This is a genomic window from Leifsonia sp. NPDC080035, from assembly GCF_040050925.1.
Classification (GTDB): Bacteria; Actinomycetota; Actinomycetes; order Actinomycetales; family Microbacteriaceae; genus Leifsonia.
Window position 1 is genome coordinate 1,277,958 of sequence record NZ_CP157390.1, and the last position, 23,075, is coordinate 1,301,032.

24 protein-coding genes are annotated in these 23,075 nt (G+C 73.0%); 6 read left to right on the forward strand and 18 right to left on the reverse strand.

The genetic code is table 11. From position 1 onward, the window contains the following. Positions 1-116: 116 nt before the first annotated feature. From AAME72_RS06195 to AAME72_RS06230, 8 genes are all read right to left on the reverse strand, one after another. Positions 117-566, reverse strand: coding sequence for an SRPBCC family protein (locus AAME72_RS06195; RefSeq protein ID WP_348789367.1), 450 nt, complete (start codon positions 564-566; stop codon positions 117-119). Positions 567-598: 32 nt separating this feature from the next. Beyond that, positions 599-1,372, reverse strand: a complete 774-nt coding sequence (locus AAME72_RS06200; protein ID WP_348789368.1) for a hypothetical protein — start codon at positions 1,370-1,372, stop codon at positions 599-601. Continuing rightward, the gene (locus tag AAME72_RS06205; protein WP_348789369.1) at positions 1,369-3,597 is read right to left on the reverse strand and encodes a TIM-barrel domain-containing protein; all 2,229 of its coding nucleotides are present in this window, start codon (positions 3,595-3,597) and stop codon (positions 1,369-1,371) included. Before AAME72_RS06205 ends, AAME72_RS06200 begins: the two co-directional genes overlap by 4 nt. Next, entirely contained in the window at positions 3,594-4,754 is a 1,161-nt protein-coding gene (locus tag AAME72_RS06210) for a glycoside hydrolase family 15 protein (protein ID WP_348789370.1), read from the reverse strand. The genes AAME72_RS06205 and AAME72_RS06210 overlap by 4 nt, the downstream gene beginning before the upstream one ends. A 70-nt stretch (positions 4,755-4,824) precedes the next feature. After that, positions 4,825-6,066: a sugar ABC transporter substrate-binding protein gene (locus AAME72_RS06215; protein WP_348789371.1), complete on the reverse strand. Its 1,242-nt coding sequence runs from the start codon at positions 6,064-6,066 to the stop codon at positions 4,825-4,827. 87 nt (positions 6,067-6,153) lie between these two features. Further along, positions 6,154-6,969: a carbohydrate ABC transporter permease gene (locus AAME72_RS06220; RefSeq protein WP_348789372.1), complete on the reverse strand. Its 816-nt coding sequence runs from the start codon at positions 6,967-6,969 to the stop codon at positions 6,154-6,156. Beyond that, entirely contained in the window at positions 6,962-7,915 is a 954-nt protein-coding gene (locus AAME72_RS06225) for a sugar ABC transporter permease (protein WP_348789373.1), read from the reverse strand. The genes AAME72_RS06220 and AAME72_RS06225 overlap by 8 nt, the downstream gene beginning before the upstream one ends. Next, positions 7,915-9,123 (reverse strand): ROK family protein, encoded by a 1,209-nt coding sequence (locus tag AAME72_RS06230; protein WP_348789374.1) that lies wholly within the window; start codon positions 9,121-9,123, stop codon positions 7,915-7,917. The genes AAME72_RS06225 and AAME72_RS06230 overlap by 1 nt, the downstream gene beginning before the upstream one ends. A 99-nt stretch (positions 9,124-9,222) precedes the next feature. Between AAME72_RS06230 and AAME72_RS06235 the strand changes: the two genes are divergently transcribed. Next, entirely contained in the window at positions 9,223-10,134 is a 912-nt protein-coding gene (locus tag AAME72_RS06235) for a 5'-3' exonuclease (protein ID WP_348790098.1), read from the forward strand. Positions 10,135-10,168: 34 nt separating this feature from the next. Here the strand turns inward: AAME72_RS06235 and AAME72_RS06240 are convergent, their stop codons facing one another. The 3 genes from AAME72_RS06240 to AAME72_RS06250 all read right to left on the reverse strand — a co-directional run bounded on the left by AAME72_RS06240 (position 10,169) and on the right by AAME72_RS06250 (position 13,849). Beyond that, positions 10,169-11,383, reverse strand: a complete 1,215-nt coding sequence (locus AAME72_RS06240; RefSeq protein WP_348789375.1) for a GDSL-type esterase/lipase family protein — start codon at positions 11,381-11,383, stop codon at positions 10,169-10,171. A 133-nt stretch (positions 11,384-11,516) separates the two neighbouring features. Further along, complete coding sequence (locus AAME72_RS06245) at positions 11,517-12,758, reverse strand: MFS transporter (protein ID WP_348789376.1); 1,242 nt, start codon at positions 12,756-12,758, stop codon at positions 11,517-11,519. A gap of 161 nt (positions 12,759-12,919) precedes the next feature. Further along, on the reverse strand, positions 12,920-13,849 hold the full coding sequence (locus AAME72_RS06250) for an aldo/keto reductase (RefSeq protein ID WP_348789377.1): 930 nt from the start codon (positions 13,847-13,849) through the stop codon (positions 12,920-12,922). A 35-nt stretch (positions 13,850-13,884) separates the two neighbouring features. On the opposite strand from AAME72_RS06250, the gene AAME72_RS06255 reads away from it, so the two are divergent. Next, complete coding sequence (locus tag AAME72_RS06255) at positions 13,885-14,412, forward strand: hypothetical protein (RefSeq protein ID WP_348789378.1); 528 nt, start codon at positions 13,885-13,887, stop codon at positions 14,410-14,412. 13 nt (positions 14,413-14,425) lie between these two features. Here AAME72_RS06255 and AAME72_RS06260 read toward each other — a convergent pair whose 3' ends face one another. Continuing rightward, entirely contained in the window at positions 14,426-14,695 is a 270-nt protein-coding gene (locus AAME72_RS06260) for a hypothetical protein (protein ID WP_348789379.1), read from the reverse strand. 53 nt (positions 14,696-14,748) lie between these two features. Between AAME72_RS06260 and AAME72_RS06265 the strand changes: the two genes are divergently transcribed. Together AAME72_RS06265 and AAME72_RS06270 are read left to right on the forward strand one after the other, a co-directional pair. Further along, on the forward strand, positions 14,749-15,348 hold the full coding sequence (locus AAME72_RS06265; protein ID WP_348789380.1) for a TOPRIM nucleotidyl transferase/hydrolase domain-containing protein: 600 nt from the start codon (positions 14,749-14,751) through the stop codon (positions 15,346-15,348). A gap of 55 nt (positions 15,349-15,403) precedes the next feature. Next, the gene (locus tag AAME72_RS06270; RefSeq protein WP_348789381.1) at positions 15,404-15,907 is read left to right on the forward strand and encodes a tetratricopeptide repeat protein; all 504 of its coding nucleotides are present in this window, start codon (positions 15,404-15,406) and stop codon (positions 15,905-15,907) included. 28 nt (positions 15,908-15,935) lie between these two features. Here AAME72_RS06270 and AAME72_RS06275 read toward each other — a convergent pair whose 3' ends face one another. From AAME72_RS06275 to AAME72_RS06285, 3 genes are all read right to left on the reverse strand, one after another. Then, positions 15,936-16,862 (reverse strand): AEC family transporter, encoded by a 927-nt coding sequence (locus AAME72_RS06275; RefSeq protein WP_348789382.1) that lies wholly within the window; start codon positions 16,860-16,862, stop codon positions 15,936-15,938. Between the two features lie 93 nt (positions 16,863-16,955). Continuing rightward, a complete protein-coding gene (locus AAME72_RS06280) occupies positions 16,956-17,675 on the reverse strand; it encodes a GNAT family N-acetyltransferase (protein ID WP_348789383.1) in 720 nt (239 codons plus the stop codon). Beyond that, entirely contained in the window at positions 17,672-18,076 is a 405-nt protein-coding gene (locus AAME72_RS06285; protein ID WP_348789384.1) for an arsenate reductase ArsC, read from the reverse strand. The genes AAME72_RS06280 and AAME72_RS06285 overlap by 4 nt, the downstream gene beginning before the upstream one ends. A gap of 239 nt (positions 18,077-18,315) precedes the next feature. Here AAME72_RS06285 and AAME72_RS06290 point away from each other — a divergent pair, with 239 nt between their 5' ends. Both AAME72_RS06290 and AAME72_RS06295 read left to right on the forward strand, forming a co-directional pair. Continuing rightward, the gene (locus AAME72_RS06290) at positions 18,316-18,666 is read left to right on the forward strand and encodes a metalloregulator ArsR/SmtB family transcription factor (RefSeq protein ID WP_348789385.1); all 351 of its coding nucleotides are present in this window, start codon (positions 18,316-18,318) and stop codon (positions 18,664-18,666) included. Positions 18,667-18,728: 62 nt separating this feature from the next. Next, a complete protein-coding gene (locus tag AAME72_RS06295; RefSeq protein ID WP_348789386.1) occupies positions 18,729-20,150 on the forward strand; it encodes a basic amino acid/polyamine antiporter in 1,422 nt (473 codons plus the stop codon). 13 nt (positions 20,151-20,163) lie between these two features. On the opposite strand, the gene AAME72_RS06300 is transcribed toward AAME72_RS06295, so the two are convergent. From AAME72_RS06300 to AAME72_RS06310, 3 genes are read right to left on the reverse strand one after another with little or no spacing between them, the layout of a single operon-like run. Further along, the gene (locus tag AAME72_RS06300; protein WP_348789387.1) at positions 20,164-21,387 is read right to left on the reverse strand and encodes an MFS transporter; all 1,224 of its coding nucleotides are present in this window, start codon (positions 21,385-21,387) and stop codon (positions 20,164-20,166) included. Then, positions 21,384-22,097, reverse strand: coding sequence for a FadR/GntR family transcriptional regulator (locus AAME72_RS06305; protein ID WP_348789388.1), 714 nt, complete (start codon positions 22,095-22,097; stop codon positions 21,384-21,386). The genes AAME72_RS06300 and AAME72_RS06305 overlap by 4 nt, the downstream gene beginning before the upstream one ends. Before the next feature lie 54 nt (positions 22,098-22,151). Then, the gene (locus AAME72_RS06310; RefSeq protein ID WP_348790099.1) at positions 22,152-23,072 is read right to left on the reverse strand and encodes a LysR family transcriptional regulator; all 921 of its coding nucleotides are present in this window, start codon (positions 23,070-23,072) and stop codon (positions 22,152-22,154) included. Positions 23,073-23,075 lie beyond the last annotated feature (3 nt).

The window sequence follows — 23,075 nt, forward strand, 5'->3', positions numbered from 1 at the left end:
CGACTCCCGCAGGCACCCTTCGCCGACCGAGGGGCACGTCGTTGTCGCTTTTCGGGGCGAAAAGTGACAACGACGTGCCCTTCCGCGGTCTGCGCAGGCGGTGCGAAACGCGGGGGTCAGGACTCCGCGACCTGCTTCAGCTGGCGCAGGCCGCGCTCGAAGTCCGGGCCCACCAGCTTGTCCAGGTTGATGAAGCGCGAAAGGAACGTCTTCGGGCTCTCCATCCGCCAGATCACGCGCGTCGCGTCGTCGCCCTCCGCGTCCAGCACGAACCGGATGTCGCTCGTCGAGCGGAACGGCCGCGTGAACCGCAGGTCGATGCTCACGCCGTCCGGGTCGACGGCCGTGATCCGCATGGACCCCGCGCCCGCCTTGCGGTCGCCCTCCCAGCGATAGCTGGAGCCGACCGTCCCCGGCTCGCCGCCGTACTCGCGGTCCATGCCGGGGTCGGTGCCCTCCCACGGCGACCACTCGATCCACTGCGGGAGGTTCGCGATCATCGGCAGCAGCCGGTCGGGGGCGACCAGGATGCGCTCGGTGCGCTCGACGATCACGGAGGCGGCCATGCGCACACCCTAGCGCCCGGCCTCCGCGGGGACTACAGCGGCCAGCCGAGCCGGCGGCGCACCGCGTCCGCGCCCCGTGACGGCCAGTCCGCCCAGCCCGGCGCGAGCACATCCTCCGCGAGCTCCAGCAGCCCGCGGGCCGCGTCCTCCGGCGAGCGCGCCAGCAGCGCATCCAGCCGCTCCGCCGCCGCCGGATGGACGCTCTCGAGCCGCCGCCAGCCGTCGAACGGATCGGGATGGCCCGCGCCGGAGCGCGCAACGATCAGGTCCGCGAGGGTGAGCGCCGCCTCCGACCGGATGACGTCGCCACCGCTCAGCCGTTCGCCGCGGCGCACGCGGCCGACGCCAACGACCAGCTCCACGAGGAACACGGCCGCCGCGTCGGCGGGCTCGGACAGGCGCCGGGTCTCCGTCCCCGCGCGTGCTGCGCCGAGACCGGCGGCGAGCGGTCCCGCGTCGTACACGATCGCGGCCGCCGCCAGCGGGAAGCGGGCCAGGCCCGCGGGATCGGTGACGCCGAGCTCGAGCACGCGACCGTCGTCGAAGAGCACCTTCACGCCGTCGTGCCACTCGTGGCCGACGGCGGCGATCCGCTCCGCGTCCGGGAGCCAGGCGAGGTCGGCGCGGAGCCGCGGCACGGCGTCCGGCTCGGCGAGCAGCAGCAGGTCGTGGTCGGACCAGCCGTCGATGCGGTCGCGGTCGGCGCCCGAGCCGAGCAGGGCGACGCCGAGAACGCGGTCGTCCGACCGCGCCCAGCCGACCACCCGGCGCGTGTAGGCGTCGAACGCCGCGACCGCCTCGCTCACGGCCGGAACACCGCGAGCAGGTCCGGCGACGCGCCGGAGCGGGCGAACACCGGGACGCGGTCGATCGGTGCGTCCACCCGCACGGTGCGGCCGCCGGTCACGGTCTCGCCCGTCCAGACGTCCGTCCACTCGCCCTCCGGCAGGGCGACCGGCCAGCTGTCGACGCCCGGCTCGAGCACCGGGGCGACCAGCAGGTCGTCGCCGAGCATCCACTGCGTCGCGGTCCAGACCTCCGGCGCGTCCGGGTGGTCGAAGAACAGCGGCCGCATCAGCGGGCGGTCGGTGCGGACGGTGTCCGCAGCGGACGCGGCCAGGTACGGCACCAGCCGCTCGCGCAGCTTCGCCAGCGAGCGGAACACCGGGAGCACGCGGTCGTCGCCGGTGCGCTCGGCGATGTTCCACGGCGTCCGGTCGTGCGAGGGCGTGCGGTGGTGGTTGAACTCCGAGTGGTACTGCATGATCGGCACGAAGACGCTGGCCGCGGTGGCCCGCAGGTACAGTTCGGCGTCGGGGATCTCGCCGGAGAAGCCCGCGATGTCCCAGCCCCAGTAGACGATGCCGCAGGAGGCGGCGGACAGGCCCGCGTTCATCGACCAGCGGAAGGCGTCCCAGGTCGAGTTCTCGTCGCCGGCCCAGAACGCGCCGTGCGCCTGGGAGCCGGTGAACCCCGCCCGGCTGAACGTGACGGGCGCCTTGCCCGCCGAGCGCAGCAGGTCGCCGTACGCGGCAGCGTAGGCGACGGGGAACGTGCCGTTCTTCTCGTCGCCGCGGCGGCCGTCCAGGTAGACCAGCTCCGCGCCCCAGGCGTGCTCGCCGCCGTCGGTCTTGAAGCCGTCGACGCCGACCTCCTCCACCAGGTACCGGCGCTTCTCCGTCCACCAGCGCGCGGCGCGCTCGTCGGTGAGGTCGGGCATCAGCGCGAGCGGGAACCACCAGCCGCGGTTGCGGTAGGGGCGGGTGCCCCCGGACGGCGCCGGCTCGGCGATCAGCACGTCCTCGGCGATCGCCGCGCGGGCGTCAGCGGCGAGCTGCCCCGTCGGGTGCGGACGCATCTTCAGCAGCGGGATCTGCCAGAGGTGGAGCCGGATGTCGCGCGCGTGCAGCTCGTCGGCCATCCCCTTCGGGTCGGGCCAGGCGCCGTCCTCCGGGAACTCGAAATCCGCCAGCCGGTGCGGCGCGCCGTCCTCGGTGACCGCGTAACGGGCGTCCCGGAACGCGGTGAACGTGCTCTCGTCGCTCCACGCCTCGATCACCACGGAGCCGACGGGGATGTCGTGCTCGCGGTGCAGGTCCATCTGCCGCATGACCTCGGCCTGCGTGTTCCACTCGTTGCCGCTCGCCCAGAGCCGGAACACCCACTCGGGGAGCTCCTCCGCGCGGCCGGCGTCGTCGAGGAAGCCGCTGAGGACGGCGAGCGGGTCGCCGTCGAAGAAGCGGACCGCGAGCACGCCGTCCTCACCGGTCTCCGCCTCCACGGCGATCGTGCCGGCGTCCGTCGCGCCCAGGTCGAACCAGACCCGGCGTGAGGTGTCGACGTGGAAGCCCCAGCCGTCGCCGCCGACGACGTGCGCGAACGGCATCGGCAGGTACGTCTTCCGCTCGGCCCCCTGACTCTTGTACTGCTCGAAGACGACCGAGTCGAGCTCGGTCCCGGTGTGGTCGATCGCGTCGTAGCGTTCGCCGAAGCCGGTGACGTGCTCGCCGGGCGCGAGCGGGAGCGAGAACCGGACGCGGTGCATGCGCACACCGTCGTCGAGCACGGAGACGCTCCCTGCGACGACCCGGGACCGGCCGGAGGGCACGACCGCGTCGGCTGCCGCGCGCCAGGAGGCCGCGCGGAACGCGAACCAGCGGGTGCGCTCGATCCGGCCGTCCTCGTGCGTCGCGGTGAACCGGTAGCGGTACTCCCCGCCGGCGCGCAGCTCCGGTGTCGTCGCCTGCCAGCCGCCGACGGCGCGCGCCAGCCGGGCCTGCGCCGAGGCGAGGTGGCCGCCGTCCGTGACGCGGCCGCGGGAGGTGGTCGCGACGCGCTCGAGCGGCAGCTCCCAGGATTCCGCGGTGCCCGCGTCTGGGCGCCACACGAGCTCGACCGCCACCGCGTTCACGGAGGCGTCGGCGCGCACGCCGAGGGTCGCGGTGCGGCCGGCCTCGGGGACCACGGGCCAGCGCTGTTCGGTGTCGACGGAGTACGGGTGACCGGAGCCGGCGGGCCGGTGTCGGATCATCGGGCGAGTCCTTCCTGGACGGGCTGGGAGGTGCGGGAGGCGGCGGACGGCGCGGGAGACGCGGACGCGTCGAGCGCGACGCCGAGGCGCAGCAGCATCGCGTGGCTCCAGAGCAGCGGCGTCGCCACCGTGCCCCAGCGGTCGAGCCACTCCTGGCGCATCCGCGGCGCGAGCAGGTGGCCGTCGACCTGCTCGGGCAGGTCGAGGCCGGGCGTTGCGGTGGAGGCGGCGAACTCGTAGAGCTCGACCGCGCGGGAGCGGTCCCCCGCCTCCAGCTGCGCCAGGCCGAGGAAGCAGCCGAGCAGCGGCCAGCGCCCGCCGCCGTAGAAGGTGTCGCCGAGGTAGCGGTGTGTGCCGCCGTCGACGGTGAGGTGGCGCTCGAGCAGGTCGATCGTGCCCGCGCCGAGTTCGGAGCGGGCGCTCACGAAGCCGAGCGGGGCGAGCGCGGCGGCGAGGCTGCCGTCAACGGCGGTGCTGCCCAGCCACTTCACGAGGTGGCCGGCGCGCACGCCGCGCTCGACGACCAGTCCGTGGATGGCGAGGGAGGCGACGCGCGCCTCGTCGGCGCGCGTCCCCTCGACCAATCCGGCGTCCGTGACCGCGTCCAGCCCGGCGGCGACGCAGGCGAGCGTCGACACGTGCACGTGCTCGCTGTGCTCCTCCCACCAGTCGTAGCAGGGACGCTGCCAGGACGCGGTGAGGTAGTCCACCGTCAGCTCGACGGCGTCGCGCCAGCGTTCCGCCTCCACACCGTGCCTGTCGGCGTGCTCCACGAGCGCCCACAGCCAGGTGCCGTAGCCGTCGAGCTGGAAGTCCCACCACTCGTCGGCGCCGTCCTCGCCGGCGAACGTGAACCGGGCGGGCAGCATCTGCGACCCCTCCGGCGGCCGTCCGGCGCGCGACTCCGCGACGATCCAGCGGATGTGGTCGGCGCGCCTGCGCAGCACGCCAGCGCACCAGTCGAAGAACCGGGTCGGCCCGTCCGTGTCCCCGGCGGCGGAGACGCCGTCGGCGATGAACGATCCGTCGCGGAACCAGCAGTAGCCGGTGTACGCGGAGAAGGTGGGGCTCGCCGGGTAGGCGCCCTCGGGCGTCTGGAGGTCCGCGATCAGCGCGAGGCTGTGCTCGGCGAGGCGGGAGGCGGTGTAGCGGTGCACGGGGTTCTTCCGGGGTCGAGGGGAGGACCCGGCCGCGCCCGTGGGGGAACGGGCGCGGCCGGGAGCGGTGTCACTTGAGCAGGGAGGTGACCTGGTCGGCCGTCGACGGGATGGCGTCCGCGGTCTTCTGGCGGCCCGCGGCGATCTCACCGAGGGCGTTGGTCACGTCGTCCTGGATCTTCTGCGAGTTCGCGCCGAGCTGCGGGGCGACGGCGACGTGCTCGAGCGAGTCGAAGACGGCCTGGCGGTTCGCCGGGGCGCCCGCGGTCAGGTACGGCTTGAGCAGGGCGTCATCGCTGATCGCGGGCAGCTCCCAGCCGGCCTTGAGGCGGACGTCCACCATCTCCTTGGAGCTGGAGAGGTACTCGGCCCACTTCTGCGCCGCGGCCTTGTTCTTCGCGTCCTTGGAGACGACGACGGCGTTCGAGAATGTAGCGCTCGCCTTCTGGGTGTCGCCCGGCTCCACCTGCACGTCCCAGCCGAACGGAAGCGTCCCGAGCGTCGAGAACATCCAGATGCCGGTGTGCCACATGGCGAGCTTGCCTGCCTTGAACAGGTTGGTGTCGAAGTCGGCGGTGCCGGCGCCGTCGGCCGCGGTCGGCATCACGGTGCCCGACTTCCCGGCGATCCAGTCCGCGGCCTTCGTGCCCGCCGCGTCGTCGAACGCGGCCTTCTTGCCGTCGGAGCTGAGGAACTCGCCGCCGGCCTGCTGCACGGCCTTGTAGTACTCGTTGTACGAGACCGGCTGGTAGTCGCCCCAGACGCCGGCGGCCTTGTTCGTCAGCTTCTCGGCCGCGGCCTTCTCGTCGGCCCAGGTCCAGTCCTTGGTCGGGTAGGAGACGCCCGCCTTGTCGAAGAGGTCCTTGTTGTAGAACAGCACGACGTTCGAGAACGAGGTGGGCAAGCCGTACTGCTTGCCGTCGGTCTTGTAGGTGTCGAGCACCGAGGTGCGGTACTTCGACGCGTCGACGCCATCGAGCGCGGCGAGAACGCCGTCGGACTGGTAGGTGGCGTAGCTGCCCGCATCCACGTCGAACACGTCGGACTGCGTGCCGGCCGAGAGGTCGGTCTGCAGCTTGGTGAAGTAGTTCGCGTAGTCGGTGGTGGTGACCTTCACCGTGATGTCGGGGTTGGCCTTCTCGAACGCGTCGACGATGGCGGTGAGGTTCTTCTCGTTTCCGCCGTTGGAGATGAAGTTGGAGTACGTGACGGTGGCCTTGCCGCCGTCCGATCCGCCGGAGGACGAGCAGCCGGCCAGGCCGACCGCGGCGAGCGCGGCGACGGCGACGCCGGCGACGAGTGACTTCTTCATGTGAGTGCGATCTCCTTCGATGCAGGGGGTTCTTCGGGTGGGGGTGCGTGTGATGGGGATGGGTCGGTGAGGGATGGGTCGGGCGGCCTACTTGAGGCCGGTGCCCGCGACGCCCTGGACGATGTACTTCTGGGCGAAGACGTAGAGCGCGAACATCGGCAGGATGCTGATGACGGAGCCGGCCATCAGCACGTCCCACTGGGTGGAGTACTGGCCCTGCAGACTGGACAGGGCGACCGGGAGGGTCTGCATGAGCGGGTCGCGCAGGATGATGAGCGGCCAGAGGAAGCTGTTCCAGGTGTTCAGGAAGCCGAACACCGCGAGGGTGGCGAGTGCCGGGCGCACGAGCGGCAGCATGATCTGGAAGAACACCCGGAAGTGTCCCGCCCCGTCCAGCGTCGCCGCCTGGTCGAGCTCGGAGGGCACCGTGCTCATCGCCTGCCGGAGCAGGAAGACACCGAACGCGGAGGCGATGGTCGGCAGGATGGCGCCGGCGTAGGTGTTGACGAGGCCGAGCGACTTCATCTCCACGAACAGCGGAACGATCAGCACCTGGAACGGGATCATCATCGTCGCCAGGTACAGCAGGAAGATCGCGCCGCGGCCGCGGAACGGCAGCCGCGCGAACACGTAGGCGGCCATCGCGCTGGTCACCAGCTGGAACACCGTGCTGATCACCGCGATGATCAGCGAGTTCAGGATCACCTGCGCGAACGGCACGCGCTCGAACAGCTGGATGTATGGGGCGAGCGAGGCGTTGTCCGGGATGAGCTTCGGCGTGGTGGTCAGGCTCGCGCCGGGGCTGATCGAGGTGACGACCGTCCAGACGAACGGGAAGATCATCACCAGCGCGCCGACCACGACGGCGACGTAGAGGAGCGTCTTCGCGACCGGGCTACGCATAGTTCACCCACTTCTTCTGCCCGTAGAACTGCACGAGGGTGACCACGAGGATGACGAGGAACAGCAGCCAGGAGAGCGCGGACGCCATCCCGGCCTGGCCGTAGCGGAAGGTGAGGTCGTAGACCTGCTGCACGACGACCTGGCTGGAGTTGTTGGGGCCGCCCCCTGTCATCACGTACACCTGGTCGAAGACCTGGAAGCCGTTGATGAGCGAGAGCACGATCACGAAGAAGGTCGAGGGGGACAGCATCGGCAGCGTGATGCTGAACAGCCGCCGCCACCATCCGGCGCCGTCGATCTCGGCCGCCTCGTAGAGGTCAGGGTTGATGGTCTGGAGACCCGCGAGCAGGATCACCATGACGAAGCCGAGGTCCTTCCACGCCGATGCCAGGATGATCGACGGCATCGACCAGGCCGGATCCGTCCACCAGCCGGGGCCATCGATCCCGACCAGGCCGAGCAGGTAGTTGACCACCCCGACGCTCGGGTTGAGCAGCCACCGCCAGACCAGCGCGACCACCACCCAGCTTGTGACGACGGGGAGGAAGTAGACGCCGCGCAGGAACGAGCGGCCCTTCAGCTTGGAGTTGAGCGCCAGGGCCAGTGCGAGACCGCCGACGTAGACCAGGGGCAGGTAACCGACGATGTAGTAGATCGTGTGCAGGAACGCCTGCTGCGTCGCCGGGTCCGAGATCAGGTGCGCATAGTTGTCGAAGCCCACCCATTTCATGTCGCCGATCAGGTTCCACTCGTGGAGGCTCGTCCACGCGGCGGAGATCATCGGGCCGATCACGAACGCCAGCAGCGGGATGAGGCTCGGCAGCAGGAAGACCGCGACCGTGGCCGCGTACGCCAGCCTGCGCTTCAGCGGCCGCGTGCGCGCGGGGCGCGTCCCGCCCGGCCGGTTCGAGGCGACCGCATCGGGTCGCACGGCGGAGATGGCCATCAGCGGCCTCCCGCGGTGGACACCAGCCGCTCGCGCACCAGGCGGCCCTGCTCGCCGGCCACGCCGTCCGCGTCGAACGGGGTGGCGAGCACGAGCGCGGCGGCGCCCTGCGCCCAGCGGTCGTCCTGCCAGCTCTCGACCGCGACCGCGACGCCGCGCTTGCCGGGGACGAGCGAGGCGCGCAGCGCCGGCTCGAAGGTCCCCGCCCAGTGCGCCCACGCCTCAACGCCCTCGCCGAGGAGGACGACGAGCTCGGGGTCGAGCACGTTGACCACCCCGGCGAGCGCCCGGCCGAAGACGCGCCCGGCGTCCGCGAACACGCGCTGGGCGCGCTCGTCGCCCGCGTCCGCCGCGGCCCGGAGGTCGTCGATGCCGCCGTCTGCGGCGATCGCACCGGCGGCGCGGCCTGCGGCGACGAGCGCGCCCTGGCCGACGATCGCCTCCAGGCAGCCGTGGTTGCCGCACTGGCAGAGGGGGCCGTCCTCGACGACCGGCACGTGGCCGATGTCGCCTGCGCCGCCGGACCGTCCGCGCAGGATGGAGCCGCCGGCCACGACCCCGGCGCCGACGCCGTTGCCGATGGTGACGACGAGGAAGTCCTCGCAGTCCCTGCCCTGGCCGAAGAGCTTCTCGGCGACGCTGAGGGCGTTGACGTTGTTCTCGACCACGACGGGCAGGTCGAGGGCGCGGCGGAGGGTCGCCCCGAGCGGCACCTGGTTCCAGCGCAGCTGGGTGGAGTCGACGACGCCGACCCCCTGCTCCAGCACCGTGCCGGGCAGGCCGACGCCGACGCCGAGCAGGCGGCTGCCGTCGCCCGCGTCGATGAACGCGCGAAGGCGCTCGACAAGTCCGGATGCCGCGAGCGGCGACACCGCATCGAACGGCTCGGTCGCCGAGCGGATGACGGAGCCGTCGATCCCGACCTCCACGAACGCGATGTGGTCGGGCGCGACCTTCACTCCGATGGAGGACGCCGTGCGCGAGACGAGGCCGAGCATCCGCGCCGGGCGGCCGCCGCCGGAGCTCGAGTGCTCCAGCTCCTCGATGAGGCCGTCGGCGAGCAGGTCGCGGGTCAGCTGGGTGACGAGCGCCGGGGAGACGCCGAGACGCCGCGCGAGCTCGGCCCGGGATGCGGGTCCCTGTGCACCGAGGTGCGCCAGGAGGGCCGTGCGGTTCACGTCGGTGCGTGACGGGGATGTGGGCGCCATCGCCTCCCTTTCTTCAGAACTAAATAAACCATAGAACATAGTCCTGAACAAACACAAGGCGCCTCCCGTGACATGATCGGGACCGTGACCGCACCCACGATGCTGCTCGATTCCGCTTCGCTGTACTTCCGGGCGTTCTACGGGGTGCCCGACACGGTCCGGTCGCCGGACGGAACGCCGGTGAACGCGGTCCGCGGCCTCCTCGACATCATCGCCAAGCTGGTGACCGAGTACGGCCCCGAGGCCATCGTCGCCTGCTGGGACGACGACTGGCGGCCGCGCTGGCGCGTCGACCTCATCCCCAGCTACAAGGCACACCGCGTCGCGCGCGAGGTGCCGGGCGGGGTCGACGTCGAGGAGGTGCCCGAGGCGCTGGTCGCCCAGGTCCCCGTTATCCGCGAGGTGCTGGGCGCGCTCGGCATCGTCATCCAGGGCGCGCCGCTCGCGGAGGCGGACGACGTGATCGGGACGCTCGCCACCCGGACGCCCGGTCCGGTGGACGTGGTCACGGGCGACCGTGACCTGTTCCAGCTGGTCGACGACGCCAACGGCGTGCGGGTGATCTACACCGCGCGCGGGATGAGCAACCTCGAGGTGCTGACCGACGAGACGGTGACGGCGAAGTACGGCATCCGCCCCGACCAGTACGCGGACTTCGCCGTGATGCGCGGCGACAGCTCGGACGGCCTGCCCGGCGTCGCGGGCGTCGGCGAGAAGACCGCGGCGACCCTCCTGGCCGAGCACGGCGACCTCGTCGGCATCCAGGCTGCCGCCGCCGACCCGGCCTCGGCGATGCGCCCGGCGCTCCGGCAGAAGTTCGAGGCGGCGCTCGACTACCTCGCCGTCGCGCCGAAGGTCGTCGAGGTCGTGCGCGACCTCGACCTGCCCGAGGTGGATGCGCGGATCCGTCCGCCCGCGGACCGCGCCGCGCTCGACGCGCTCTCGGAGCGCTGGAACCTGGGCGGCTCGCTCGAGCGGGTGCTCACCGCGCTGGAGAAGGCCGCGAGCTGAGCCGGTCCCGCCGCTCGGACGCCGGCCGCCGGTCTCAGTCCGCCCCGCCCTCCCAGCGCCACAGCTCGCGCTGCGCGAGCAGGGCGAGCTCGCGGAGCACATCCAGGTCCGTCTCGGACTCGGCGGCGTCGCGTGCCCGGCGCCCGAAGACGCACAGCGCCCCGATGCGCGTGCCGTCGGGGGCCTCCACCGGGTAGCCGGCGTAGAACCGCAGGTTGGCCGGGCCGGTGACGAGGTCGCTCGCGGCGAACCGCTCGTCGTGCTCCGCGTCCGGCACCACCATCCCGTCGGCCGAACGGATCGTGTGGATGCACGCCGACTGCTCGATCGGGATCTCCACGAGCGTCGCCCCGACGGCCGCGAGCGGCCACTCGCGCCGGTCGTCCAGCACCGTGAACATGGCGACCTCGGTGCCGAGGGTCCGCCGCGCGGTGCCGACCAGCCCCTCCAGCCGCGCGGTTCGGTCGGTGGGCTCCGCACCCGGGCCCGGCAGCCCCAGGCGTTCGATCGCCTGCACCCGATCCTCCGGACCGCTCAGGTGCGCGGGGGCGGCGGGGCGGCCATGAACCGCGGGGGCGACCGCGTCCGCGATGAGCCTTGCCCAGAACAGGTAGTCCGCCGGGCTCCGATGCCGGCCCGCCTCCGGTGCGGGCGGGGCGGGCATCGGCAGGAAGACGGCGCCCGTGGCGCGGCAGGCGGCACGGGCCGCCTCGTTCAGCCGCTCCGCGTGCCGTTCCGCCTCGTCGCCGTCGGGGGTGTCGTACGGCCGGATGGACCGGATCGGCTGCGCCCCCAGCCAGACGACGGCGCGCTCACCGCCGTGCGCCATCCGCAGCACGGCCTCGACGTGGCGCGCCCAGCGGACCGGATCCACCATCCGCAGGGCGTCCGCGACCGCGGCGCTGAGGACGATCGCGTCGTAGCGCTCCAGGTCGGCGCCGGCGAGGGCCTTCCGCAGCCAGCGCACACCGCCGGAGGGATGCGGGAGCACGTCGACGACGGCACCGCGGCCGGTCGTCGCCGCCAGCGCCCGGGCGAGCGCTCCGGGAAGCGCGAGATCGTGGCTGCCGACGCCCCAGCCGGCAACGGGGCCGGACCCCGCGACGAGCACGCGCATGCTCCGGCGGCCGCCGACGAACACCTGGGGAGCGTCCGTGGGCCGGACGAGAGAGCCACGGGCGGACACCATCCGCAGCAGCCGCCCGCGCGCGACGAGCCGCCGCAGCGCGCCGGGGGTGTGCTCTTCCACTCGTCCGACGTTACCCGCCCCGGTGCGGCCCGGAAGCCGAGCCGAGCGTTCATCCGGAGGCGCGGCGCGACACGCCGTCGGAACGTCCGGTGTTCCGGAGATCCGGGCGGCCTGCACCCGAATCTCCGGACGCTCACGCGTCGCCGGGACCGGCCTCCAGATCCATGGTGGCGGCGACGGCGCCCGGCTCTGCGGACGCCTCCCCCGCCGCCCGCAGCCGCCGCACAGGGACGAGAGCGGCGAGCGCCGCGGCCACGAGACCGACGACGAGCAGGGCGACACCCGTGCCGGCCGCATCGATCGCGGCGCCCGCGACCGCCGAGGCGAGAGCGGCGCCGAGGTTGACGGCGGTGTTGATCCACGTGGACGCCTCCGTGCGCGCTTCGGGCGCGACGACGGTGTCCGCGACCAGATAGCCGGTGATGAGCGACGGCGCGAGGAACGCGCCGAGCACGACCAGGCCGGCCGCGAACAGCGGCAGGGAGCCGAGCGCGGAGACCACGACGGCGGTGGCCCCGATGCCGAGGCACAGCACGAGCAGCCGGACGCCGAGCGAGACGCGCCAGCGCAGCTGTCCATAGACGAGCCCGCCCGCCGCGCTGCCCGCGGCGAAGGCGGCGAGCAGCCAGCCCGCGGCGGGCACCGCATCCTGCTCGGCGGCGAGAGCGGGTGCGCCGATCTCGACGACGCCGAGCACCGCGCCGACGCCGGTGAGCACGATGAGGACGCGCAGGAAGCCGGGCACGCGGAGGGGGCGCGCGCGCTCACCGCCCGCGACGACCGGGGAACCGGAGAGCGCGGAGGAGGCGCGGCTCGTCACCAGCCCGAGCGTCCCGACCAGCACGACGCCAGCGGTGACGAACAGCCCCACGCTCGGAGAGGAGGCGACGATGATCGCGGTGACGAGCACGGGCCCGGCGACGAACAGCAGTTCCTCCGCGACCGCGTCCAGGCTGAACGCCTTCTCTCGCTCGGCCCCGGCCGGCGTGAGCGAGCTCCAGACCATGCGCATCGCCGCTCCGAGCGGTGGGGCGGAGACGCCGACGACCAGGGCGAGGCCGAGGAACCAGGCCGCCGAGGAGCCGGGAACGGCGGCGATGACGCCCATCCCGGCGAAGCCCGCGGCGTGCACGATGGCGAGCGCCCCGAGCGCGCGCGGCTGACCCCAGCGGTCGACGGCGCGGGCGCGCCAGGGGGCGGCGATGACGTTGGCGATGCCGAACACGGCGGACGCGAGCCCGGCGACGGCGAACGACCGGGTGCTCTCCTGGACGGCGAGCAGCACGGCCAGGCCGGCCATCGCGAGCGCCGAGCGGCCGACCAGGGCGGGGAGGAAGGCGCGCAGGGCGCCGGGGATGCGAAGGGATGCGATCACGGGATGCTCCGGAGGAAGTGTCTGACGGTGGAAGTCCGTGGGGTCTGCGAAGCGACCCTCGACGGCGGGAGACCTGCGCAGGTGGGACGCAGGACCGTCAGATGAACATCACGATGTGAAGCACGCCGAAAGGATAGCAAACGTCCCCGGCGCCCGGTTCGCTACGGCAGGATGTGGCCCGCCGCCGTGAACAGCCCGTACCACTCCTCGCGCGTCAGCCGCACATCCGACCCGGCCGCCGCGTCGCTCACGCGTCCCGGGTTCGTCGTGCCGAGCACCACCTGCATCTGCGCCGGGTGGCGCGTGATCCACGCCACGGCGATGCCGGTCGGCGTCACGCCGTACTTCTCGGCCAGTTCGTCGATGGCGTCGTTCAGCTCGGCGTACTGCTCACGGTCACCGAGGAACACGCCATCGAAGAAGCCCTTCTGGAACGGCGACCAGGCCTGCAGCGTGATGTCGTTCAGCCGGGCGTGGTCGAGGATGCCGTTGTCGCGTGAGAGGGACTGGTCCAGCCCCGCCATGTTCGCCGCGACGCCCTGCGCGACGAGCGGCGCGTGGGTGATGCTCAGCTGCACCTGGTTGACCACCAGCGGCTGCTTCACCCAGCGCTTCAGCAGTTCGATCTGGCCGGGGGTGTGGTTGGAGACACCGAACGCCCGCACCTTGCCTGCGGCCTGCAGCTCGTCGAAGGCTGCGGCGACCTCCTCCGGCTCGACCAGGGTGTCCGGGCGGTGCAGCAGCAGGATGTCCAGGTAGTCGGTGCGCAGGGCCGCGAGCGACTCGTCCACCGTCGTGAGGATGTGCTCGCGCGAGAAGTCGAAGAAGCCGTCGCGGATGCCGACCTTCGACTGGATGATCACCTGGTCGCGCTCCGCCGCCGGGATCGCGCCGGCCTCGCCGAAGCGGCGCTCGGCGCCGTGCCTCTCGTCGCCGTAGATGTCCGCGTGGTCGAACATGGTGATGCCGTTGTCGCGCGCCGTGCGAACGAGGGTGCGGATCTGCTCGTCGTCGAGCGGGCTGATCCGCATCAGGCCGAGGATGATGTCGGAGGCGTCGATGCCGGTGCCGGGGAGGGTGAAGGTCTTCATGCCTCCATCCAACACCGCCCGGCTACTCTCGGAAGGTGGCTGACACGGAGGACGAGCGCGCCGTCGCCGGCGTGCGGGCGGCACTCGCCGACGCGGCGCAGGCGCTGACGGCCGCCGGGGCGCGCGACGAAGCGCTCGCGGAGTACGTCCCGGCCCGGCGCACGCTGCTCATCCCGCGGGACCCGGTGCTCCGCCCGGCGGGGCGGGTGTGGCGCCTCGGCGTCCTGCTGCTGGATGCGCGGGGCGGCCTGCGCGCGACCGGGCGGCTCGTGCGCGCGACGCCTCCCGGGCGCACCCAGTACATCTCGGTGTCCGCCGAGACCCGGCGCGCCTACCGTGCCGCCGCGGAGCGCGGGCACTTCCGCGACGGGGAGACGGTGAACTTCGATGCTCCGCCCATCGAGCTGACGGTGGATGCGCTGAGCGCGTCCGACGGGCCGGTGCTGCTGCGCGACGGGCGCGCACTGGTGCGCTGGAGCGCCGCCGCGCAGCAGCCGGTGGACTTCCACGCCTACCTGGCGGAGCGCGTCGAACTGCTCGCGGACCCGCCGGAAGGCGCCTGACGACGCGTGAGGATCAGGCCTCGGTCGGGGTGGTGTCGCCGTTCTTGCCGGTGACCTCGTCCAGCTTGTCGGACGCCTTGCCGACCACCTCGCTGACCTTGTCGCCGAGCTTGTCGGAGGCCTTGCCCGCGAAGTCGCGGACCTCGCCCTTCACCTGCTGCACGGGGTCGGAGCCGGAGAAGCCCTCCCACTTGCGGCGCATGTTCTCGTAGGCGCCGCGTCCGGCCTTCGATCCGATCACGAAGCCGACACCGACGCCGGCGAGAAAGATGATGATCTTCATGGCGTGCAGGGTACGCGCGCCCGGCGGGACGCGACAGGGGCAGAATGTCGTGCGTGACGCAGTCGTCGAGCATCCCGGTCTTCGAGGCCGCGGTGGCCGCGTGGGCCGGCGGGTCCGGACCGGTCGCACCGCCGGCCGAGCTCGTCGCGGCCGTCCTCGTGGAGGGCGCCAGCGACCGCGCGGCCGTGCTGGCCGCAGCCCGCGTGCTCGACCGCGACCTCGCGGCCGAGGGGGTCGCCGTGCTGCCGATGGGCGGCGCGATGAGCGTCAGGCGCTACGTCGCGCTGCTCGGCGCCTCCCGGCCCGGCCTCCGCCTCCGCGGCCTCTGCGACGCCGGCGAGGTGCGCTTCTTCGAGCGCGCGGGCCTCGGCGCGGACGCGATCGCGGTGTGCCGTCCCGACCTGGAGGGCGAGCTCATCCACGCGCTCGGCGAGCGCCGGGTGGAGGAGCTGCTCGACGACGAGGGCGATCTGCGGCTGTTCCGGATGTTCCAGCAGCAGCCTGCGCAGCGCGGCCGCGCGACGGCCCAGCAGCTGCACCGCTTCCTCGGCACGACGTCCGGCCGCAAGGAGCAGTACGGTCGGGTGCTCACCGCGGCACTGACCGCAGACGCCCTCCCGGCGCCGCTGCGCGCCGCCGCCTCCTCGCGGTGATCCGCGGAGGTGACGCGACACGCCGCGCCGACGGGACACCCCTATGCTTGGCGGCATGACGTCCCCCGAGCTGCTGGACCGCCTGGCGGCGATCTTCGCCGAGCGCGACCGCGCGCACATGCGCCCGACGATCGACGCGTTCCTCGCGGTGCTCGCGGAGCATCCCGACGACCCGCACGTGCTGTACGAGGTCGGCGGGTCGTACGACACCGCCGGCGAGGAGGAGACCGCGGCCGGGTACTACGAGCGCGCGCTCGCGGCGGGGCTGGACGGGGACGCCCTGCGCCGCTGCCTGCTGCAGTACGGCAGCACCCTGCGCAACCTCGACCGCTTCGACGAGTCCCTCGCCGTTCTCGAGCGCGCCCGTGAGCGCTTCCCCGAGTCGCCGTCCCTGCGCGTCTGGCACGCCCTCTCGCTGCACGCCGCCGGCCGCAGCGACGCGGCCGTCGCCGAGCTGATGGACCTGGTGGCCGACGAGGTTCGGACGCCCGACCTGCTCCGCTACGAGGCGGGGCTGCGCGGCAACGCCGAGTACCTGCGCGAGCTCGACGCGCGGTGACGCCTGGCCGGCGCGGGCCCGTCCTGCGTCAGGCCGGGGCCAGCAGCGCCGCGACGACGAGCAGCACCGGCACGGCGAACAGGGTGGTGAGCAGAACGATGTCGCGGGCGACCGGCATCCCGCGCTCGTAGCGCGCGGCGAAGTTGTAGACGTTCTGCGCCGTCGGCAGCGCCGCGAGCGCGACGGCGGCGAACAGCGCGTGGCCGTCCAGACCGAACGCGAACCGGGCGACCAGGAACGCGACCACCGGCATCAGCACCGACTTCAGCGCGACGGCGGTGACGATCTCGATACGGCCGTGCCCCGCCTGGAGCGGGCGCGAGCCGTGCAGCGACATCCCGAACGCCATCAGCACCAGCGGGACGGCCGCGCCGCCGAGCAGCTCGAACGGCTGGAAGACGGCGTCAGGGATCCGCCAGCCCGTCGCGTCCACGACGATGCCCAGCACCGAGGCGATGATCATCGGGTTCCGCACCGGCTGGGTGAGGATGGAGCGCACCGAGACGCTGCCGCGGCTCGTCGCATCCAGGACCGTGAGCGCGATCGGGGCGAACACGATCAGCTGCAGCAGCAGCACCGGGGCGACGAAGGATGCGCTGCCGAGCACGTAGACCGCGACAGGGAGGCCGATGTTGTTGGCGTTCACGTAGCCGGACCCGAGCGCACCGATGGTCGTCTCGGGCGCCGGCCGCCGGAAGAACAGCCGGGACAGCGTGACGTACGCGCCTCCGGCCACGATCGCCGCGACGGCGGCGACGACCAGCTGCGTCGAGAAGACGACCTTCAGGTCGGCGTGGGCGAGCGTGACGAACAGCAGCGCCGGGTTGGTGACGAAGAACGCGATCCTGTTGAGCACGAAGGGGGCGGCGGGCCCGCCGACGCCGAACCGTCCTGCGAGGTAGCCGACGAGGATGACGAAGGCGATGATCGCGAATCCGGTCAGCACCCCGCCCATCGCTCCAGCCTATTGGCGGGGCGACGAGCGGTCGCGACACGCCGCGGCGGGGTCGTCGAGGCGGCGCGTCGCGACCGCTCGACGCCCGGGAAGTCAGGGGCGGGTGAAGCGGCGGACGGGGCGGCGGGACGCGAAGCCGAGGCGGCGGTAGATACCGGCGCCGTCGGGGGACGCGGTGAGCAGGGCGGTCGACGCCCCCGCCGCCACGCCCGCGGCGAGCACCGCGGCGGTCAGGGCCGTCCCGATCCCCCGGCCGCGGTGATCCGCGTCGGTCACGACGTGCTCGACGGCCACCGCGTCGCCCGCGGTCACCGCGGCGGCGCAGCCGACGGCACGCCCACTGGTCTCGGCCAGCAGGTACGTCGCGGTCGGCGCTTCGGCGAGCGCGGCGACCACCGCGGGATCCGGGTCGGAGCCGAGCCACACCGTCGCCCACGCGCGCAGGTCCGCTGTCGTCGTCGCCGGCCGGATGCGCACACCGGCCACGGCGGCCGGCTCGACGGCGACCTCGACGGGCGCCGGCAGCTCGCGGGTCATCAGCGGCTCCTCCTCGACGAAGGCGAAGCCGCGCGCGAGCAGCTCGCGCTCGATGTCGTAGCGCTCGTGCCCCGGCCAGGAGTGCCAGAGCGCCGGCACCCCGACGACGGCGGCCTCCGCCTCCGGGAGGCGCGACGCCTCCGCCCGGAGCACGCCGTTCAGCTCGTCCGCCGGCGCGCCGGTGGCGAACCAGGCCAGACCGTCACCGGCGTGGCTGCGCCGTGCTCGGACGACGTGGGTGCGGACGAAGGACTCGATCGCATCCTCGCCGCTCACGCCGGGAGCGCCAGCGACCGGACCAGCTCCTCGACCCGCCCGCGGACGTCGTCGCGGATGCGGCGGACGGTCGCGATGTCCTTCCCGGCCGGGTCCTCGAGCTCCCAGTCCTCGTAGCGCTTGCCGGGGAAGATCGGGCAGGCGTCGCCGCAGCCCATCGTGATGACCACGTCGGACTCGCGCACCTGCTCGGTCTCGAGGATGGACGGCACCTCCGCAGAGATGTCGATGCCCTCCTCTGCCATGGCCGCCACCGCGACGGGGTTGAGAGCGGAGCCCGGCTCGGAGCCACCGGAGAGCACGCGCACCTTCTCGCCCGCGATGCTGCGCAGATACCCCGCGGCCATCTGCGAGCGGCCGGCGTTGTGGACGCAGACGAAGAGGACGGTGGGGATCGGCATCGTGAGCTCCAGGACTGGGGAAGGAGAAAGAGGGTGCGGGTGGGGCCGCCGCCCGGACGGACGACGGCCCCCGGTGCTCAGCAGCAGTCGGGCGGGCAGGACCCGTCCGGCAGCGGCTGGCACTCTGCGGTGTCGCAGCATCCGGTCATAGTCAACCTCCTTCATCGACGGTTGTCGATACGTTCGTCAGCTTCCCCTTAAACATTGACGGTTGTCAATATATGGAACACAATCGGTGCATGGCCACACTCGAGCTGCTGCCGCTCCGCGACCTCCAGGCGTGCTGCGCGCCCATCACCCGGGACGTGATCGGCGAGGAGAACGCCGCGTCGCTTGCGCACACGCTCAAGGCGCTCGCCGATCCGGCCCGGCTGCGGCTGCTGTCGATGATCGCCGCCCACGAGGACGGCGAGGCCTGCGTCTGCGACCTCACCGAGCCGCTCGGGCTTTCGCAGCCGACCGTCTCCCACCACCTGCGGGTGCTCACCGAGGCGGGATTCCTGACCCGGTCGAAGCGCGGCACCTGGGCCTACTACCGCGTCGCTCCCGGCGCTCTGAACGCGGTCACCTCGTTCTTCGCCACCGTCTGACGCCCGTCTGAGCCCGCTCGGGGCCGCCCGGGGGCGCCCGGACCGGCGCGTACGATTGGCCGGTGCACCAGACCCGCAAGCTCCCCGTCCTCGTGCTCGCCGGCATGGTCGTCGGCTCGATGGTCGGGGCAGGCGTGTTCTCGCTGCCGGGGACGTTCGCGGGCGCGACGGGCGTCGTGGGGGCGGTGGTGGCGTGGACGCTCGCCGGCGCGGGGATGCTCGCCCTCGTCTTCGTGTTCCAGCGGCTGGCGGTGCGACGGCCGGAGCTCGACTCCGGCATCTACGCCTACGCCAAGGCCGGCTTCGGCGACTACGTCGGGTTCTTCTCCGCGTTCGGCTACTGGGCGAGCGGATGCGCGGGCAACGTCACCTACCTCGTTCTGATCGGCTCGACGCTCGGCGCCCTGTTCCCCGCCTTCGGCAGCGGCAACACCATCGTCGCGGTCGCAGTCTCGAGCATCCTGGTGTGGGGCTTCCACGTGCTCATCCGCCGCGGGGTGCCGCAGGCCGCGTTCATCAACACGATCGTCGCGGTCGCGAAGGTTCTCCCGCTGCTCGTCTTCCTGGTGGTCGTCGCCACCGTCGGGTTCTCGTGGGGCACCTTCTCCCGCAACCTGTGGGGCGGTGGCGCGCCCGACCTCGGCTCGCTCGGCGGCCAGATCCAGCAGACGCTGCTGCTGACCGTCTTCGTCTTCCTCGGCGTCGAGGGGGCGTCCGTGTACTCGCGCTACGCGAAGTCGCGGCGAGATGTCGGCCGCGCGACCCTGCTCGGCTTCCTCAGCGTGCTGTGCCTGTTCGCGGCGATCACGATCCTGTCCTACGGGGTCGCCCCGCGTGCGGCGATCGGCGGGATGCGCGAGCCGTCGGTGGCCAGCGTGCTCGAGGCCGTCGTCGGGCCGTGGGGCTACGCGTTCATCAGCGTCGGGCTGGTGGTGTCCGTGCTCGGCGCGTACCTGTCGTGGACGCTCATGGCGTCCGAGGTCCTCTTCGCCGCGGCGCGGAACGAGGACGCGCCCCGGTTCCTCGCCCGGACCAGCGCGCGCGGCGTGCCGGCGTCCTCCATCCTGCTCACCAGCCTGCTCGTGCAGGCGCTGCTGATCGTCACGCTCTTCGCGACCGACGCGTTCCGGTTCGCGGTGAGCCTGTGCAGCTCGCTCGCCCTCATCCCGTACGTGCTGACCGCCGGCTACGCCCTCAAGCTGGAGACGCCGGCGGGCGACGACCCGGACGGCCGCAGCGGCCGGGGCCTCACGGCGGCGGTCCTCGCGACCGTCTACACGCTCTTCCTGGTGGTGGCCGCTGGCCCGCAGTACCTCCTGATGACGTTCATCATCTACGCCCCCGGCACCGTGCTGTTCGCGCTCGCCCGGCGCGAGCGCGGGCTGCGCGTCTTCCGGCCGTTCGAGGCGGCGCTCTGCGCGCTGGCCGTCTTGCTCGCCGTCGCGGCCGTGATCGCCCTCGCCACCGGTCTCGTACGGATCTGAGGATGGACCGCCGTCAGCCGAGCACCTTGGCGCGGCCGGCAAGCAGGCCGAAGCAGATCAGGACGAGCTGGACGCCGATCAGCACGAGCAGCGGACCCGTCCACGAACCGGTCGCGTCGTGCAGCGCGCCCACCGCGATCGGACCGGCCGCGGCGACGAGATAGCCGACCGACTGGGCCATGCCGGAGAGCGCAGCCGCCTGCGCGTGGTGCGTTGTGCGCAGACCGAAGAACGAGAGCGCGAGCACGATGCTCGCGCCACCCGCGACCCCGGCGATGCTGTCCCACACCCCGGAGAGCCCGGGAGCGAAGAGGACGCCGAGCACGGCGACCACGATGAGGGATGGCGCGGCCGCGGCGAGCAGCCGCTGGTCGCGGAAGCGCGGGATGAGGAACGAGCAGGCGATGCTGCCGACGATGCCGAAGCCGTTCAGGAACAGCTGGTGCCATCCCGCCGCCTCCTGGCTGATGCCCGACGCGGTCTCGATCGACGGCAGCCAGGTGATGAACACATAGAAGCCCACCGACTGCAGGCCCATGAACGCGGTCACCTGCCAGCCCAGCGCCGAGCGCCACGGCGAGCGCAGCGACCGTGCGGCGACGGCGCCGGTGGCCAGGCTCACGTCGTCCTGCCCTTCCGGCACGACGGTGCGCCTGCGCAGCTGCGGCGCGAGCACCGCAAGCGCGATGAGCGCGAGCACGGCCCACATCCCGAGCGGCAGCCGCCAGCCGACCGCCGAGAGCCCCGCCACGGGGACGGCGATGCCGGCCGCGAGCGCGGCGAACGCCGCTTGCACCACGGAGTACGCACCGGTGATCTGCCCGATCCGCGTCGGGAAGTCGCGCTTGACCAGGGCGGGGAGGATGACGTTGAGCACCGCGATCGCGACACCGATCAGCGCCGTCCCTCCCCACAGCGCCGCGATCGCCGGGAGGGAACGGAGGACGAGTCCCACCGCGAGGACCGCGAGCGCGAGCGCCAGCGACCGCTCCAGCCCGAGGGCGCGCGCCAGGCGCGGCGCGAACGGCGAGACGACCGCGAAGGCGAGCAGCGGCAGGCTGACGAGCGCCGATGCCGCCACCGAGCTGAGGCCGAGGTCGTCCCGGATCTCCGCCAGCACCGGGCCGACGGTGGTGATGCCGGCGCGCAGGTTGCCGGCGACGAGGAGCAGCCCAGCGACGATCAGGACGGGGCTGAGGACGGGGACGGCGGCGCGGGCGCGCTCACCGACGCTCACCGGTCGCCCTCCGGCCCGGCGATCGCGATGCCGAGACGGTCGTTGATCAGCAGCACCATGTGCTCGGCCGCGGCCACGGCGGCCTCCTGGTCGCCCGCGGCGACCGCGTCGACGATCGGGCCGTGTGCCTCGTCGATGTCGGTGGCCTCGGGCTGCCCGTCCGGTGAGGTCGCGACGTGGTCGTGCAGCACCTCCAGGGCACGCTCGTTGCCGCCGACGCCTCTGTACAGCTCGGCGAGCAGCGCGTTCCCCGCGGCGTCGAGGAGCGCCTGGTGGAACGCGACATCCGCCTCGTCGTAGCCGGGGCGCCCGATGAGCCGCGTCCGCTCGGCCAGCGCCTTCCGCAGGCGCTCCAGCTGCTCGGGCGTCCGGCGCAGCGCGGCGAGGCGCGCGCCTTCGCGCTCCAGCAGCATCCGCACCTCGGCGACGTCGGCGTCGCGCTCCTGGCCGATCCGGCGGGCCAGCGTCGGGGCGACGTCGTTCGTCGCGCGGACGAACGTCCCGTAGCCCGCCCGGGCGCCGAGCAGCCCCGCGTGGACGAGCGACCGCAGCGCCTCCCGCACACTGTTGCGGCTCACCTCGAGCTGGCGGGCGAGCTCCGTCTCCCCTGGCAGCAGCGAGCCGACGGGGAACTCGCCGGCGGCGATGCGGCGGCGCAGCTGGTCGGCCACCTGTTCGGGCAGGGTCACGTGGGGGGAGATCGGGTCCATCGCTCCACCGTATGCGACAGCCGAGCTAAATGTCCAACATTTGGCTCAACTCGCTCATCCCGCGCCGCGCGCGACGCGGAGCAGCTCCCGTAGCACGGCGGGCAGGTCGGTGTCCGGCCGCCGCACCGCGCGAAGCTCGCGCACGATCCGCAGGTCGGTCACGGGCACGCGCACCAGCCGCCCGGCATCCAGATCGTCGCGGACCGTGAGGATGCTGAGGACCGCAGGGGCGAGGCCGGAGGCGACCGCGGTGCGGATCCCGGCCGACGTCGGCAGCTCCGCCGCGGGCCGCGCCGGCGCGAGGCCCGCATCCCGCAGCGCCCGCTCCGCGGCCAGGCGGGTGCCGGAGCCGCTCTCGCGCGCGACGAGCGGTGTCGCGGCCAGCTCGGCCGCCGTGACGCCGCGGCGGCGCGTCCAGGGATGGCCGGGAGCCGCGACCACGATCAGCTCGTCCCACGCGATGCGACGGGCGCGGAGGCCGGGCGTCGGCCCCGGTGTCTCGACGAAGCCGAGCGGATGCACGCCGTCGGCGACCAGCCGAAGCACCGCCGCGCTGTTCACCGCCTCGACCGCCACCCTGGCATCCGGAGAGGCGGCGCGCAGCCGGGTCAGCCAGCGCGGCAGCAGGTACTCGGAGACGGTCAGGCTGGCCGCGACCGAGGCGTCCTCGGGCGCACGGCCGCGCAGCGCCGTCGCCCCGTCGGCCAGGCGCTGTGCGGCCGCGAGGACGTCGGCGGCCCAGCCCGCGACGACCTCGCCGTTGGCCGTGAGCCGTGTCCCCGACGGCGAGCGGTCGAGCAGCGGAACGCCCAGGGTCTGCTCGAGCTGCCGCGTCCGGGCGGAGACCGCCTGCTGCGTCACGCCGAGCTCGGCGCCCGCGGCCGACAGCGACCCGCGCTCGGCGACGGCGCACAGCATCCCGAGCGCGACAAGGTCGATGCCGGCAAGGCGGGATCCAAGCGGAGGTTGGGACATCAC

Coding starts and splice junctions, on each gene's coding strand:
- AAME72_RS06250 (WP_348789377.1), bottom strand. CDS start 13,849: ATGAAGACCTTCACCCTCCCCGGCACCGGCATCGACGCCTCCGACATC.
- AAME72_RS06305 (WP_348789388.1), bottom strand. CDS start 22,097: ATGGACCCGATCTCCCCCCACGTGACCCTGCCCGAACAGGTGGCCGAC.
- AAME72_RS06290 (WP_348789385.1), top strand. CDS start 18,316: ATGGCCACACTCGAGCTGCTGCCGCTCCGCGACCTCCAGGCGTGCTGC.
- AAME72_RS06215 (WP_348789371.1), bottom strand. CDS start 6,066: ATGAAGAAGTCACTCGTCGCCGGCGTCGCCGTCGCCGCGCTCGCCGCG.
- AAME72_RS06285 (WP_348789384.1), bottom strand. CDS start 18,076: ATGCCGATCCCCACCGTCCTCTTCGTCTGCGTCCACAACGCCGGCCGC.
- AAME72_RS06260 (WP_348789379.1), bottom strand. CDS start 14,695: ATGAAGATCATCATCTTTCTCGCCGGCGTCGGTGTCGGCTTCGTGATC.
- AAME72_RS06225 (WP_348789373.1), bottom strand. CDS start 7,915: ATGGCCATCTCCGCCGTGCGACCCGATGCGGTCGCCTCGAACCGGCCG.
- AAME72_RS06220 (WP_348789372.1), bottom strand. CDS start 6,969: ATGCGTAGCCCGGTCGCGAAGACGCTCCTCTACGTCGCCGTCGTGGTC.
- AAME72_RS06195 (WP_348789367.1), bottom strand. CDS start 566: ATGGCCGCCTCCGTGATCGTCGAGCGCACCGAGCGCATCCTGGTCGCC.
- AAME72_RS06270 (WP_348789381.1), top strand. CDS start 15,404: ATGACGTCCCCCGAGCTGCTGGACCGCCTGGCGGCGATCTTCGCCGAG.
- AAME72_RS06235 (WP_348790098.1), top strand. CDS start 9,223: ATGCTGCTCGATTCCGCTTCGCTGTACTTCCGGGCGTTCTACGGGGTG.
- AAME72_RS06205 (WP_348789369.1), bottom strand. CDS start 3,597: ATGATCCGACACCGGCCCGCCGGCTCCGGTCACCCGTACTCCGTCGAC.
- AAME72_RS06310 (WP_348790099.1), bottom strand. CDS start 23,072: ATGTCCCAACCTCCGCTTGGATCCCGCCTTGCCGGCATCGACCTTGTC.
- AAME72_RS06275 (WP_348789382.1), bottom strand. CDS start 16,862: ATGGGCGGGGTGCTGACCGGATTCGCGATCATCGCCTTCGTCATCCTC.
- AAME72_RS06230 (WP_348789374.1), bottom strand. CDS start 9,123: ATGGCGCCCACATCCCCGTCACGCACCGACGTGAACCGCACGGCCCTC.